The sequence below is a fragment of the Hymenobacter ruber genome, assembly GCF_054783255.1.
In genome coordinates this window covers 1,226,041-1,241,051 of record NZ_BAAGQX010000004.1, presented here as the reverse complement: position 1 = coordinate 1,241,051, position 15,011 = coordinate 1,226,041, and the positions used below count along the sequence as shown (strand labels likewise).

Sequence of the window (15,011 nt, the reverse complement as noted above, 5' to 3'; positions counted from 1 at the left end):
TCCTAAAGCTAGCAAGAGCGCATGGCTAGTTGACTTGCACTGTAAGACAATGACCCGCCGCCTGCTCCTCCCCTTTCTGCTGCTGGCCGCCCTCGCCCTTGCCGCCTACCCGCGCCTGCATCGCCGCCTGCTCCGCTACCAGAGCCACCGCGCCGCGACGGCTACTGCGAACCAAGTTGCAGCTCAGCTTTGCGAAGGCGACCTGATTTTTCACACCTCTCAATCGGCCCAGAGCCGGGCCATTCAACTGGCCACGCACTCGCCCTGGAGCCATTGTGGTATCGTGTACAAGGATGGGGCAAACTGGCAGGTATTCGAAGCCGTGCAGCCGGTGAAGCGCACGCCGCTGGCCGATTGGGTGGCGCGGGGCCAGGGCGGCCACTTCGTCACCAAGCGGCTGCGCGATGCGGCCACGGCCCTCATACCCGCCGCCCTGGCCCGCCTGAAAGCGGCCGGGCAGCCGATGCGGGGGCACAGCTACGACCTGTATTTCGGCTGGTCCGACGACCAGATTTATTGTTCCGAGCTCATCTGGAAAGTGTATGAGCGCGGGCTGGGCCGGCGGCTGGGGCAGCTGCAGCAGCTACGCGATTTCGACCTGAACCACCCCACCGTGCAAGCCAAGCTGCGCGAGCGTTACGGCGACAAGCTGCCGCTGAATGAAACCGTCATTTCGCCGGTCAGCATCTTCCGCAGTCCCGAACTGATTACCGTGCTGGCCCGCTAAGGCCGCACCAGCTTGATTTGGGCACGCTGATTCCGGCCTTTCAGCAGCAGATAGTACAGGCCGGAAGTGGTAATCTCACGAGAGAAGTCGAGCGGCTGAACGGTCCCGGTCAGCTGGCCACTTGCCAGCTTAGCTCCCAGCACCGATACCAGAGAGTAAGCCACCGGCCCCTCAACATCATCGGGCAGCGCTACCCACAGCCGGCCGTCATCGGTTGGGTTGGGGTACACCTGAGGCATGGCGCTGCCGGTGGCACCGGTTAATCTCGCCTCATCCGGGGTGTGGCTGATGCCGGTTGACGGGGACGGCTGCGTGGCGCTGTTTAATTCCGAGTTCAGAATGGTTCTGGCTGCACTGGTTGTGTTCTGGCGCCACACTTCCACCCCCGACAGGTTGGCGTAGCCGCCACTGGTGCTCAGTACCAACGTTCCGTTGCCGGTGACGGTGGCAGTGTATGGCCCCAGCAGGCTCCAGCGCCCCGCCGGGCCGCTGTTGTAGTTGGCCAGTACTACCTGGCCCTGCACGCGCACATCGAAGGTCTCCGGGCTATTGTCCTCCCACACGTAGGCGTACACGGCGTAGGTGCCCGCCGGCACGTTGCGCAGGGTCGCGTCGATGCTGGGACCGTACACCGACGAGCGAATCATGCTGGCCCGGAGAGCGTCGGTGGCAGGGTTCAGGGTTACGTTCTGATTCGCAAACCGCGTCCCCGTCACGGTGAAGTTGGCCGCGCCCGTGGCGGCTTCCCAGTTTTGGCCGTCCAGCACCAGCGCGTTGCCGTTGATATTCAGGGCGCGGTAAAAGGTTAGGCCAGTGCCGCCAGTGGTAGTGGCCGTGAAAGTGGCCGTGATGGCCTTATTAGCCGTCATCGTCACCGTCAATGGATTGGTGCTGCCGCTGGCATCGCCGCTCCAGCCGCTGAACTGGTAGCCGGCGGCGGGCGTGGCCGTTAGGCTGACCGTGGTGCCGCTGGAATAGGTAGCCTGGTTAGGGTTTTTAGTTACCGTGCCACTGCCGGTAGTGGCCGTGGTCAGCGTGTACGTCGTCGGGGCCACGGCCGTGAAAGTGGCGGTGATGGTCTTGTTGGCCGTCATCGTCACCGTCATCGGATTGGCCGTGCCGCTGGCATCGCCGCTCCAGCCCGTGAAGGTGTAGCCCGCCCCGGCCGTGGCCGTGAGCGTTACGCTGCTACCGCTGGCGTAAGTAGCGGCGTTTGGGTTTTTCGTCACCGAGCCCGTGCCCACCGTGGCCGTGGTCAGCGTGTACGTCGTTGGGGCCACAGCCGTGAAGGTGGCGGTGATGTTTTTGTTGGCCGTCACAGCTACGGTAAGCGGGTTGGTGCTGCCCGTGGCGCTGCCGCTCCAGCCCGTGAAGGTGAAGCCCGCCGCTGGGGTAGCCGTCAGCGTCACGTTGGTGCCGCTGGGGTAGCTGGGCTGGTCCGGGTTTTTGGTCACCGTGCCGCTGCCAACCGTATTAACAGTGAGCGAATAATTGGCCGGAGCGGCCTGATTCGATACACTGAAGCTGATGCTGAGCGGCGTGCCGGCCGTGCCATTGCCACTGCCCGCCGTGTAAGGCGTAGCCGTGAGGGTATAACTGCCCACTGCCGGCGTCCAGGAATTGTATTTGCCCGCGCCGTTATCGCCGAACAGCGAGTAAGGGGCCGCCGTTTCGGTCTGGTTCTGGGTTTGCGTTCCGCGCAGGGCGAAGACGACACTGCCCACCGTGGCCGGATTGGTAGTGGCCCGGATATTCAGGTTGCGGGTGGGCAGCGTAGCCAGGTTGAGCGTCGCGCCCGTCGCAATTACCTGAATATCCGTGTTGCTATCGGCGTTTACCAGCATATAGCTCACCACGCTTTGGCCAGTAGCCGTGAAAGTGGCGGTAATGGCCTTATTGGCCGTCATCGTGACGGTGAGCGGATTGGTGCTACCCGTGGCATCGCCGCTCCAGCCCGTGAAGGTGAAGCCCGCCCCGGCCGTGGCCGTGAGCGTCACGCTGCTGCCACTGGCATAGCTGGCCTGATTCGGACTTTTGGTGACCGTGCCCGTGCCCACGGTGCTGGTGGCCAGGGTATAAGTAGCAGGCGGGACAGCAATGAACGTGGCGGTGATGTTTTTATTAGCCGTCATGGTCACCGTCATCGGATTGGCCGTGCCCGTCGCGTCGCCGCTCCAGCCACTAAAGGTGTAGCCGGCGGCAGCGGTAGCCGTCAGGCTCACGCTAGCACCACTGGCATACGTGGCCTGGTCCGGGTCTTTAACGACTGTACCATTACCGGTAATGGCCGTGGTCAAGGTGTAGGTAGTCGGGGCCACGGCCGTGAAGGTGGCGGTGATGGTCTTGTTGGCCGTCATGGTCACGGTCAGCGGATTGGTCGTGCCCGTGGCGTCGCCGCTCCAGCCCGTGAAGGCGAAGCCCGCCGCTGGGGTAGCCGTCAGGCTCACGCTCGTGCCACTCGCGTAGCTGGCCTGGTCCGGGCTCTTGGTCACCGTACCGCTGCCAGTGGCCGCTACCGAAAGGGAATATGTGGCAGGACTGGTCGTAGCACTTAGCTGGTTGTAAGCCACTTGCTGCAAGGCCACGGCATCGGCCGGCGCAATACCCAGGTCGGCAGCGGCAGTTTCACCGGTCCCCAGGCTGCGCGGGTCCGCCCCCGTGATTTGGCCAAACAACACACAGGCACTCAGGTACGAGCCCCATTTGCTGGCGTGGAAATAGCTGGACCACAGGTCGAGCTGGCCGGCGGTGGGATTATAAGGGTTGGGCATGGCCACCCCGGTTTGCATGGCCAGCTGCCAGGCATCGCCCACGGGCGCCACTGCTTCAAAATGCCCATCCTGTGTAAATAGCTGGCTGTAGGCGTTGTGCAGGTCCGTGCCCATAGCCGTAATGGGCTGCCCCGAATACGGCTGGCCGGCCGGATAAGTGAGGTCGGCCCGCGCCCAGGTTTCGTATAAGTACACCCTGGCCGCCGCGTTCGCCGAATGAACCGCTTGTTCCAGCCGCGTGGTATAAGTGAAAAAGTCGGCCGGGTTGCCGCCTTTATTCGTCGGCAATGGGCCGGTGCTTAACTCCTGCAGCACCACTTTGTCCCAGCCGGCCGGTCGCCCGATAACCGCGAGGGCGTTGGTGTAGTGGTAGGTAAGGTCCACGCCATTGATGGCTTCGATGTGCACTTCATAGGCCAGGCCCGCCTCGTCGGTGAACCGCTTGAAAATGCCGGGTACGCCACCCCACGGCCCTGTGCCGTCGCTTTCGTGCCGCGGGGAGTTTGCGGGCAACCCGTAATTCTCGTCGAAAATAGCCGCAGCGTTGTAGTTGAGCACGGGTGCGACGTAGCCGTGGGTGAAGCTGTTGCCCACAAATAAAATGCGGGTTTGGGCCAGCGCCGTGCCGGAACCGGCCAGTATGGCCAAGCCGGTGCACAAGGCAGCAATCAGCAATTTCAAATCACGGAAGGAAGTGTACAGAATTGGCATGGCGCGTTTATTAATAAGTGTTAGAAATTATATGTTTCTATGTTTTTGGATACAGGGCATGCGCTGCCAGACCGTGAGGCATGGTTTAGCAACGGGCTATTGGTAGAAAGCAGAAGAAGCAATGTGGGCAGTTCAGCCGCACCTGCCGGCTAGCAGCGCCTGGCTTTGGCGATGTGCAGGTCGCAGCTCCTCCATTTTCATGGGCTTATACGACCTTATGCGCCACGAAGTCGACGATTTACCATGCCGGAGCTTTGGCGCAAACCGAATGGCAGCAACCCTGGCCTACCAGACAGGCATACCTTTTCATGCATAATATCATTGTTTTCCAATTATTTATGTCAACATAATGCTCACCTCTCCGGACGTAAGCCTTCCATAATATTATAAACAAAATATTAAATTCTTATTATTAACTATCCTCATTCTCACTTTAAGAAGGCTCATGCGGGCCGCTGGTGCCCGGTTGGTGCTGCTTCATTTCGCAAAAGGGATTTCCAAGCGACTTCGCTTTACCGCTTCTGCCACCGACTTTAGCCGCAGCCGGCAAGTTCGCCGGGGCATAATTTTGTTGGCAAACCGTGCGCCTGGCACCAAACAGCCAGCCACGCCCAGCCGTTGAAGCAGCGGCCGGCTGCAACTTTAGCGGCGCGGGCCGACCTTTAGCGCTGATTCAATCCGATATCCGTTTGCTGACCACTCAATATTCCTCCTGGTTTATCCTGCTCTGCCTGGCCGTAGGCGCAGGCTACGCGGCCCTGCAATACTCGGCCAACGCGCCCTGGAGCAAGCAGCGCAACTACGCGCTGGCCGCCCTGCGCTTCGCGGTGGTGAGCTTTTTGTGCTACCTGCTGCTGGCCCCGGTCATCCGGACAACCACCACGCACACCGAAGCGCCAGCGCTGGTGCTGGCCGTCGACAACTCGCAGTCGGTCGAATTATTTACGCCCAAAAACGTGCTCAGCCAGGCCACCACCGGCCTCGCCCGTCTTGCCGAAACGCTGCGCAGCAAGGGCTTCACCGTCGAAACCCGCAGCCTGACCTCCACACCCGCCCGCCCGGCCCGGCTCGATTCGCTGCGCTTTTCCGCTGCCACTTCTGACCTCGACCAGCTGCTCAGCGGCACCCGCGACGCCTACGAGGACCGCAACCTGGCCGGCGTGGTGCTTCTGAGCGACGGCCTCGTGAACCGGGGCCGCAGCCCCGCCTACTCCGATTTCAACTTCCCGATTTACAGCGTGGCCGTGGGCGACACCATCCCCAAGCGCGACCTGCGCCTGACCGGCCTTACCTATAACCGCGTGGCCTTCAGCGGCAATAAATTCCCCATCGAGGCCGAGCTGGGCTTTGAAGGCTACGCCGGTGGCGCGGCCACGGTGGAATTGCGCGAGGGCAGCCGGGTGCTCGACAACCGCCGCGTGGCCCTGCCGGCCGGCCGCCGCCGGGTGCGCACCACCTTCCAGCTTACGGCACCCGCGCCCGGCAAGCGGCGCTACGAGGTGCGCATCGTGCCCCAGGCCGGCGAGTTTACCGAACTGAACAACGCCCGCACGGCCTTCATCGAAATTGTGAAGGGCAAGCTGCGCGTGCTGCTGGCCGGCGCGGCCCCCCACCCCGACCTCAAGGCCCTGCGCGCCGCCATTCTGGCCAACGACAACTTCGACCTCACCCTGGCCCTGCCCGGCGTGCAGCCGCTCAAAGCCGGGGCTGATTTCGATGTGGCCATTCTGCACCAGCTGCCGGCCCAGGGCGGGCTCGGCAATGAGATTCTGGCCCAGGTGAAGGCCCGGCGCACCCCGGCGCTCTATATTATTGGGGCGCAGTCCGATTTGGGGGCTTATAACCAGCTCGGCGCGGGCCTCACCGTGCAGCCGCGCGGGGCGCAGACCGATGAAGTGACGCCGCTGCCCAACCCTGGTTTTGCCCGGTTTGCGACGGACGAGGAATCGGCCCGCCGCTTTGCGCAGTACCCGCCCGCGCCGGTGCCATTTGGCGAGCTGCGCCTGGGCCCGGGAGCCGAGGCCGCGCTCTGGCAGCGCGTGGGCCGCGTGCCCACCCAGAAGCCCCTGCTGGTTTTCGGTGGCGCTACGGACCGCCGCCAGGCCACGCTGCTCACCGATGGCAGCTGGCAATGGCGCCTGAGCGAGGCCGTGGCCCACGACGACAAGCCCGAAGCCTACGACCGCCTCATCATCCGCACGCTCCAGCTCCTCACCCAAAACGCCAACAAAAAGCGCCTCGACGTGTACCCCACGCAGGATGTGTTCGGCACCCAGGACGACGTGACCCTCGGGGCCGAAACCTACAACGCCGTGTTCGAGCGCCTCTACAACCAGCAAATTGACCTGACGCTGACCGACGAGAAAAAGCAGGCCCGCCGCTTCTCCTTCGCCAACCCCGAGGACGGCTCGCCCCTGCACCTGGGGCCGCTGCCCGCCGGTCTATACCGCATTCAGGCCCGCGCCACGCTGGGCGGCCAGCCCCAGCAGGACGTGGGGGAACTGCTGGTGCAATCCCAGCCCCTCGAAGCCCTGGAATCGAAGGCCGACCACAACCTGCTGGCGCAGCTTTCGCGCCGCAGTGGTGCGCGGCTGTACTACCCGGCCCAACTGGATAAGTTGGCGCAGGACATCATCAAGGCCAACTACAAGCCGGTGATTACGGCCGAAGAAGACCTGAAAGACCTGATAAATCTGAAGTGGATTTTCTTCGTTATTCTGGCTTTCCTGACGGTGGAATGGGCCGTGCGGAAGTATTCGGGCAGCGTATAAATCAGAGCATCGAACGGTGTGGAGACGCAAGGATGCGTCTCCACACCGTTCTTTTGGCATCTGCGTAAAGTAGAAACGCCCTCACTGCGTCCTCCCTCCTACTTTACCTCATCCCTATGAAACTACGAGTCATCCTGACCGGGGCCACCGGCATGGTGGGCGAGGGCGTTCTGCTCGAATGCCTGGAGAACCCCACCGTGGAGCACGTGCTAGTGCTCACGCGCAAGCCCACCGGCCGCAGCCACGCCAAAATGCGCGAGCTGCTGGTGCCCGACCTGGCCAACCTGAGCGCCGTGGAAAGCCAGCTGACGGGCTACAACGCCTGTTTTTTCTGCGCGGGGGTGTCGTCGGTGGGCATTTCGAAAGAAGAATACGAACGCATCACCCACGACATGACGCTGGCCGTGGCTAAGACGCTCGCACGACTAAATTCGGATATGACGTTCATCTACGTATCCGGCGCGGGCACCGACAGCGCCGAAAAAAGCAGCCAGCACTGGGCCCGCGTGAAGGGCCGCACCGAAACCGAGCTACTGACGCTGCCCTTCTACGCAGCTTATATGTTCCGGCCGGGCTTTATGAAGGCCACGCCCGGCCAGCGCAATATTCTGAAGTATTACGGCGCCATTGCCTGGCTGTATCCGCTGGCCCGCAAGCTGACCCCGCAGTTTGTGAGCACCATGCAGGAAGTAGGCCAGGCCATGATTAACGCCGCCGATTTCGGCTACACCAAACCCGTGCTCGAAGTGCGCGACATTGTGGCCCTGGCCCACAGCACTGCCGCACCGCGCGACTAAGCACATGCGCCAATTCTTAAAGAAAATTCTGATGGCAACCGGCGGCATCCTCGGTACCTTACTTATTGCGGTGGTGGCCTTCACCAGCCTCAGCCCGCAGCTGGGGGGTACGCCCACCAGGGCCGACAAGGCAGTCTACCTCAAATCGGGCCATTACAATGCGCAGGAGGACAAATTCGTCAACCTGATTCCGACCCGGGAAATGACCGGCGGCAGCATGCCCTCTGTGATGTGGAAATTCCTGTTTCATAAATCGCCGCAGGCGGCCCCGCCCGCCCCCCTGCCCCAGCAGCCGCTCGATTCGCTGGCCATCACCCACAAAACGCCCGAACTGGTGCGCGTGACGTGGTTTGGCCACTCGGCCAGCCTGGTCGAAATCGCGGGCCAGAACATTCTGCTCGACCCCATGCTGAGCGTGAAGATGGGCCCCGTGAGCTGGGCCACCCCCAAGCGCTACAACCGCAGCCTGGCCATCACACCGGAAAAGCTGCCGCCCATCGCCGCCGTCCTCATTTCGCACGACCATTACGACCACCTCGACTACGCCACCATCCGCAAAATCAAGGACAAGGTGGGCCATTTTTACGTGCCGCTTGGCATTGGCCCGCACCTGCGGGCGTGGGGGGTGCCGGCTGCGCGCATCACCGAAATGAACTGGGGCGACAGCGCCGCCATCCCCGGCCTCACGCTGCGCTGCACGCCCAGCCGCCACTTTTCGGGGCGCGGCCTCACCAACCGCAACTCCACGCTGTGGTGCTCCTGGGTGGTGCAGGCACCGGCCAAACGCGTTTTCTACACCGGCGATGGCGGCTACGGGCCGCATTTTGCCGCCATCGGCCGGCAGTATGGCCCGTTCGATTTGGCGCTGGTTGAGTGCGGGCAATACAACGAGAGCTGGGCCGATATCCACATGAAGCCTGAGCAAAGCGTGCAGGCCGCCCGCGACGTGCGCGCCGCCGTGATGATGCCCGTGCACTGGGGCGCGTTTACCGAATCCCTCCACGCCTGGAACGAGCCCGTGACCCGCGCCACCGCCGAGGCCGCCCGCCTGGGGCAGCCCATCACCACGCCCCACCTGGGCGAGCCCGTAACTTTGGGCACCGAGCTGCCAAAGTCGCGCTGGTGGGAAAAGTAGCGTGGACTTTGTAGTCCGCGATTGAACAAGTTGCCTGCTGCCGGCCAACCCACAAGACTTATACCCGCGGACTACAAAGTCCGCGCTACGATGCGTTACATCCTCCTCAACAAGCCCTACGAAGTCCTCACCCAGTTCACCGACGAGCACGGCCGCGCCACGCTCAAGGATTTCGTGCCCGTGCCCAACGTGTACCCCGTCGGCCGACTCGATTTCGACAGCGAGGGCCTGCTCCTACTCACCGACGACAAGCAGCTCCAGCACCGCCTCAGCGACCCCAAGTTCAAAGTCCCGAAAACCTACTGGGCCCAGGTCGAAGGCCTGGTTTCCGAAGAAGCCTTGCAGCTGCTGCGGCGCGGCGTGCAGATAAAAGAAGGCCTCACCGCCCCCGGCGAAGCCACCGAGCTGCCCGAGCCCGCCCACCTCTGGCCGCGCACCCCGCCCATCCGCTACCGCGCCAGCATCCCCACCAGCTGGCTGGAAATCCAGATTTCGCAGGGCATGAACCGGCAGGTGCGCAAGATGTGCGCCGCCGTGGGCCTGCCGTGTCTGCGGCTGGTGCGGGCGGCCATCGGGCCGCTGGGACTGGGCAAGTTGCAGCCCGGCGAGTGGCGCGATTTGACCCAAGCGGAAGTGGATTTGCTGCGTAAAATATCCGGCGTGGCGCGGCGTTTCTGAGCCCGATTATGCTAAAACGCTCCCGCCGCTGGCTACTCCTACTGCTCCTCACCGGCTTCGCCACGATGAATGCCGTGGCCTTCTTCCACGCCTGGCGCTTCACGCATTTCTCCAACGAGCCCGGCCTGCACTCGCCCAACCCCGAGCAGCTCAGCCCCGGCCAGAAGCTCTGGTTGCTGCTCACCGGCATCCGCAACCCCAAGCCCCGAAACGGCCCCAAACCCGGTTTCCCGGTCGAAACCGTGCGCATTGCCAGCCCCAACGGCCCCCTCGAAGCCTGGTATGCCCGCCCCGACAGCAGCCAGGCGCGCGGCACCGTGGCCCTGTTTCACGGCTACACCAGCAGCAAGTCGCACCTCACCCACGAGGCCGGCTACTTCCGCCGCCTGGGCTACAACGTGCTGCTCGTGGACCAAGCCGGCAACGGTAACTCGGCCGGTTTCCGCACCACCGTGGGCTACCGCGAGGCCGACGATGTGGCCGCTGCTGTGGCATGGTTGTATGATAACGATAGTGCAACAACAACCAAAGGCCACGCACTTATTCTTTATGGTGTGAGCATGGGTGCAGTGGCAATAATGCGGGCCGAAGCCGATTTACGTGTCCGTCCCACCGCCAACATCCTGGAATGTCCCTACGGCAACATGCGCCAAACGGCCTACAACCGCTTCGAATCTATGCACGTCCCTGGTTTCCCGATGGCCGATTTGCTGGTGTTCTGGGGCGGCGTGCAAAACGGCTTCTGGGCCTACGGCCTCAACGCCGAGCATTACGCCAGCCAAATCCACATGCCCACCCTCCTGCTCTGGGGCACCGCCGACCCGCGCGTGACCCGCGCCGAAACCGATGCCATCTTCGCCCACCTCGCCGGCCCCAAAGCCCGCCACGACTTCCCCGGCGTGGGCCATGAGCCTTACTGGCACCGTTACGCCGCCGATTGGGAGCAGCAGACGCGGGAATTTCTGGGGCGCTGAGTCGTCGGATTCATCGTTATTCGCTGCATGGACTTATTACAACGAATTCAGCGCTGGTACACCATCAATTGCAATGGAGATTGGGAGCACGATTATGGCGTTTCCATTTGGCATGGAATCTCTGTTCAGACATTAGATAATCCCGGATGGATAGTTACAATTAATTTGAAAGACACTTGCCTTGATGCAAGTGATATGCCTTCCGTATTGCACGAACGCAGTACAACAAACTGGATTGCCTATAAGGTCGAAAAAGGAAATTTCGAAGGTGTTGGGGGTCCTGAAAATCTCACTGAAATCCTCACCTATTTCCTCGACACCTTTCTACCTGAACATATTAATACTGAATTTACCTACGATGTGCGCCTTCCTGTCCGAGATTATGAAGGGAAGTTATGGCTGAAGGCTGAAGCGACTGTCATCTCCGAGTCGGCAATGAGAATTGTATCAATTGATAATCCGAGCTTTCCGCCATCGTATAATTGGGACTTCATTAATGAGCCTGATTTATCGGATGTATTGGAGGCTAATATATTGGAATTAGGTACAGATTATAATATTGGTGACCTGATAGAACCTTCATTTCTCCACGCTGGCGATAACACCTTTTTAGTTGCGCCACTCAAAAAATGATACTCGAGTTGCTGCGGAAGCTTCAGCAACCGCCCTTTCCGCCCCCTTGTCAGGAAAATTTTGACCCTTTGCAACAAATCCCGCCACCGCGTCGGATAATCTCTCACGCCGGGCCGAATCGGTGACAATCTGTCACCAAAACGACGCTGGTACGTTGCTTGTAATCCCCCGGTAGCGGCTGCAAAGCTGCTTCAAACCTGACAAACTCCACTCTTCTTAACCCAACACACCCCCTATCATGGGCAAAATAATCGGCATTGACCTCGGCACCACCAACTCGTGCGTAGCCGTAATGGAAGGCAACGAACCCGTTGTAATTCCCAACAGCGAAGGCCGCCGCACCACCCCCAGCATCGTCGCTTTCCTCGACGGGGGCAAGGGCGAGCGCAAAGTGGGCGACCCGGCTAAGCGCCAGGCCGTGACCAACCCCCAGAATACGATTTCCAGCATCAAGCGCTTCATGGGCCGCCACTTCAACGAAGTGACCGCCGAGCAAAAGCACGTTTCCTACCAGGTAGTAGCCGGTGCCAACAACACCGTAGCCGTGAAAATCGGTGACCGCAACTACACGCCGCAGGAAATCTCGGCCATGGTGCTCCAGAAAATGAAGCAAACCGCTGAGGATTACCTCGGCCAGCCCGTAACCGAAGCCGTTATCACGGTGCCCGCTTACTTCAACGACGCCCAGCGCCAGGCCACCAAAGAGGCCGGTGCCATCGCCGGCCTCGACGTGAAGCGCATCATCAACGAGCCCACCGCAGCCGCCCTGGCTTACGGCCTCGACAAGAAGCATAAAGACCAGAAAATTGCCGTGTATGACCTCGGCGGTGGCACGTTCGATATCTCCATCCTGGAGCTTGGCGACGGCGTATTCGAAGTATTGAGCACCAACGGTGATACCCACCTCGGCGGCGACGACTTCGACCAGGTTATCATCAACTTCCTCGCCGACCAGTTCAGCAGCGAAAACGAAGGCCTCGACCTGCGCAAAGACCCCATGGCCCTCCAGCGCCTAAAAGAAGCCGCTGAGAAAGCCAAAGTAGAGCTCTCCAGCTCGACCGAAACCGAAATCAACCTGCCCTACATCACCGCTACGGCCTCGGGCCCCAAGCACTTGGTGGTGAAACTGAGCCGCGCCAAGTTTGAACAGCTCGCCGATGACCTCGTGCGCCGCTCGATGGAGCCCGTGAAAAAGGCCCTGCAAGACGCTGGCTTGTCTACTTCGGATATCAACGAGGTTATCCTCGTGGGTGGCTCGACCCGCATTCCCCGCATTCAGGAGGAAGTGGAGAAATTCTTCGGCAAGAAGCCTTCCAAAGGCGTGAACCCCGACGAAGTAGTAGCCATCGGTGCTGCCATCCAGGGCGGTGTGCTGACTGGCGAGGTGAAGGACGTGCTGCTGCTCGACGTGACCCCGCTTTCGCTCGGCATCGAGACGATGGGCGGCGTGATGACCAAACTCATCGAGTCGAACACGACCATCCCGACCAAGAAATCGGAAACCTTCTCGACGGCCTCGGACAACCAGCCTTCGGTTGAAATCCACGTGCTGCAAGGCGAGCGTCCGCTGGCCGCGCAGAACCGCACCATCGGCAAGTTCCACCTCGACAGCATCCCGCCCGCACCTCGTGGCGTGCCGCAAATTGAGGTAATCTTCGACATCGACGCCAACGGCATCCTGAACGTAACCGCCAAGGACAAAGGCACCGGCAAAGAGCAGAAAATCCGCATCGAAGCCAGCAGCGGCCTGAGCGAGGACGATATCAAGCGCATGCGCGATGAAGCCGCCGCCAATGCTGAGTCGGACAAAGCCGAGACCGAGCGCATCACCAAAGTGAACGCCGCCGACTCGATGATTTTCCAGACCGAGAAGCAGCTGAAAGAGTACGGTGAGAAGCTGAGCGGTGGCAACAAAACCGCCATCGAAGGTGCCTTGGCCGACCTCAAATCGGCCCACGAAGCCAAAGACCTCGCCCGTATTGACACGGCTATGGAGGCCATGAATGCCGCCTGGCAGGCTGCCTCGCAGGAGATGTACGCCGCTGGTGGTGCCGAAGGTGGCCAGCCCGGCGGGGGCTTCCCCGGCGGCGACGGCCAGCCCCAGGACGGCAACGGCCAGGGCCAGCCTGCTGGCGACCACGTAACCGATGTGGACTACGAAGAAGTAGACGGTAAATAAGGACCACGGATTCGCTCGGATTTTTCGGATTCCACGGATTTTGTGAATAAGAAAAAAGGCCGGAGGCGCATGCTTCCGGCCTTTTTTTGTAGGTTTATGGCATGTTGACTGGCTGGAATTGTAAGCTTTGGCTGATTGGGTTTCTGGTGTTTTTGAGTAGCGCTGCCGTAGTGGCGCAGGATAAACCGGCGCTGGGTGGCTCGGAGGCCACGCCGGCCGCCAAGATTCCGGTGCGGCCGTTTCTTGGCCACGCCAGTACGGCCGACACCTCCCGATTTCCGCTCAATTACTGCATCGCGCTGCCGACCATCAATCCTGCCGAACAGTGGGAAAAAGACTACGCCCGCTACCATCGGCTACTGCCTCCCGAAATCAGGAAAACCCAGCTGGGCCTTGATTTCATGGCTGCCAACGGCGTGGACACCTGGTGGTGCGCCAACTCGGCCAGCCCTTACGCCCAATTGGACACAACCACCCGCATTGCCGACGCACAACGCCTGGTGGGCGAATGGCAGGGCGTGGCCAACCGGCTCATCACGCACATCGACTCGTTTTCGATAGCCGACCAGAAGTTTTACCGCAGCGTGACAGCGAAGGACACCCCCGGCCCGTTCACGGTCCGATTCACGGGAAGCAAGCTGGAACTGAAGCCGGCCTCGCTGCGCCGAAACCGAAACCACCGCAACTACGTGCTGCTCAACCAACGCTACCTGCTGCTGTACGGAACGACGAAAAGCAGCGGCAATGTGTCGCTGGTGGGTCTGGACCCGGCGGGCCGGCTCGTGTTTCACACCAGCACCGTAGTCGAGCGCAAAGTGCGCGGGCAGTTTCTCACGTACCAAACGGTAACCCGCCAGCTCATTTGCGAGCGCACGCCATAAATCGGCAGTCACCCCATAGTTTTTTCCATGCTCGATTTTCTACCATTCCAGTCGTTTCCCTCGGCTGAGGCGGCCCAGCCGCTGCTGACGATGCTGCGGCAGCGCGCCATTCCCTTCGAAACCGCTACTGATACCGGCGAGCCCGTTTTCAACCCGGCATTTACCTTCAACAACACCTACGCCACCTTCGTGGTGAAGCTGCACGGGGCCGACTTTGAGTGGGTGCGCCGCTTGCAGGAAGAGGCCAACCGCGACGCCCTGGCCACGCTCAGCCCCGACCATTACCTGTTCAGCTTCTCCGACGCCGAGCTGTTTGACCTGCTGGCCAAGCCCGAAGAATGGAGCCCGCTCGACGTGAGCCTGGCCGGGCAACTGCTGCGGCAGCGGGGCCGCGATGTATCGGCCGATGCCGTCCGACTGCTGCGCGAGCACCGCGTGGTGGAGCAGAATAAGCCGGAGCGCAACAACGCCGGCCGCATCCGGCTGGGGTATTTGTTTGCGTTGCTGGGCGGCTTCGGGGCCATTTTTATGGGCTGGGAGCTGTATTCGCACAAGAAAACCCTGAATGATGGCCGTCAAATCCCCGGCTATTCGGCCCGCGACCGGGTGCACGGCCTGCGCATTATGACGCTTGGGGCGGCCAGCTTCATCCTTTGGATTGCGTGGCGCGTGGCAATGATGCCGCAATAGCCGGGCTTACCTTTGCAGCCATTGGCCCCGCATTCGCGTAAGCACGCCCACGGCGGCGCTTAGT

At 61.4% G+C, this 15,011-nt stretch carries 11 protein-coding genes; 10 read left to right on the top strand and 1 reads right to left on the bottom strand.

The window, feature by feature from the left end; genetic code table 11:
• The first annotated feature begins 49 nt into the window (after window positions 1-49).
• Window positions 50-727 carry a C40 family peptidase gene (locus ACYVM5_RS15870; RefSeq protein WP_460619088.1) on the top strand — a complete coding sequence of 226 codons (678 nt, stop codon included), beginning with the start codon at window positions 50-52 and terminating at the stop codon, window positions 725-727.
• Here ACYVM5_RS15870 and ACYVM5_RS15865 read toward each other — a convergent pair.
• Window positions 724-4,209, bottom strand: a complete 3,486-nt coding sequence (locus ACYVM5_RS15865; RefSeq protein WP_460619087.1) for a beta strand repeat-containing protein — start codon at window positions 4,207-4,209, stop codon at window positions 724-726. The genes ACYVM5_RS15870 and ACYVM5_RS15865 overlap by 4 nt on opposite strands.
• A gap of 689 nt (window positions 4,210-4,898) precedes the next feature.
• Between ACYVM5_RS15865 and ACYVM5_RS15860 the strand changes: the two genes are divergently transcribed.
• The 9 genes from ACYVM5_RS15860 (at window position 4,899) to ACYVM5_RS15820 (ending at window position 14,947) form a co-directional block, all read left to right on the top strand.
• Entirely contained in the window at window positions 4,899-6,980 is a 2,082-nt protein-coding gene (locus tag ACYVM5_RS15860) for a VWA domain-containing protein (protein ID WP_460619086.1), read from the top strand.
• 116 nt (window positions 6,981-7,096) lie between these two features.
• Window positions 7,097-7,777: a Rossmann-fold NAD(P)-binding domain-containing protein gene (locus ACYVM5_RS15855; RefSeq protein WP_460619085.1), complete on the top strand. Its 681-nt coding sequence runs from the start codon at window positions 7,097-7,099 to the stop codon at window positions 7,775-7,777.
• A gap of 4 nt (window positions 7,778-7,781) precedes the next feature.
• Window positions 7,782-8,912 (top strand): MBL fold metallo-hydrolase, encoded by a 1,131-nt coding sequence (locus tag ACYVM5_RS15850; protein ID WP_460619084.1) that lies wholly within the window; start codon window positions 7,782-7,784, stop codon window positions 8,910-8,912.
• 90 nt (window positions 8,913-9,002) lie between these two features.
• Window positions 9,003-9,590, top strand: a complete 588-nt coding sequence (locus ACYVM5_RS15845) for a pseudouridine synthase family protein (protein ID WP_460619083.1) — start codon at window positions 9,003-9,005, stop codon at window positions 9,588-9,590.
• Window positions 9,591-9,598: 8 nt separating this feature from the next.
• On the top strand, window positions 9,599-10,564 hold the full coding sequence (locus ACYVM5_RS15840) for an alpha/beta hydrolase (RefSeq protein WP_460619082.1): 966 nt from the start codon (window positions 9,599-9,601) through the stop codon (window positions 10,562-10,564).
• 27 nt (window positions 10,565-10,591) lie between these two features.
• Window positions 10,592-11,197 (top strand): immunity 53 family protein, encoded by a 606-nt coding sequence (locus tag ACYVM5_RS15835; RefSeq protein ID WP_460619081.1) that lies wholly within the window; start codon window positions 10,592-10,594, stop codon window positions 11,195-11,197.
• A gap of 238 nt (window positions 11,198-11,435) precedes the next feature.
• Complete coding sequence (gene dnaK, locus ACYVM5_RS15830; RefSeq protein ID WP_460619080.1) at window positions 11,436-13,376, top strand: Hsp70 family protein; 1,941 nt, start codon at window positions 11,436-11,438, stop codon at window positions 13,374-13,376.
• A 152-nt stretch (window positions 13,377-13,528) separates the two neighbouring features.
• Entirely contained in the window at window positions 13,529-14,257 is a 729-nt protein-coding gene (locus ACYVM5_RS15825) for a hypothetical protein (RefSeq protein WP_460619079.1), read from the top strand.
• Window positions 14,258-14,284: 27 nt separating this feature from the next.
• Entirely contained in the window at window positions 14,285-14,947 is a 663-nt protein-coding gene (locus ACYVM5_RS15820) for a hypothetical protein (RefSeq protein ID WP_460619078.1), read from the top strand.
• Window positions 14,948-15,011 lie beyond the last annotated feature (64 nt).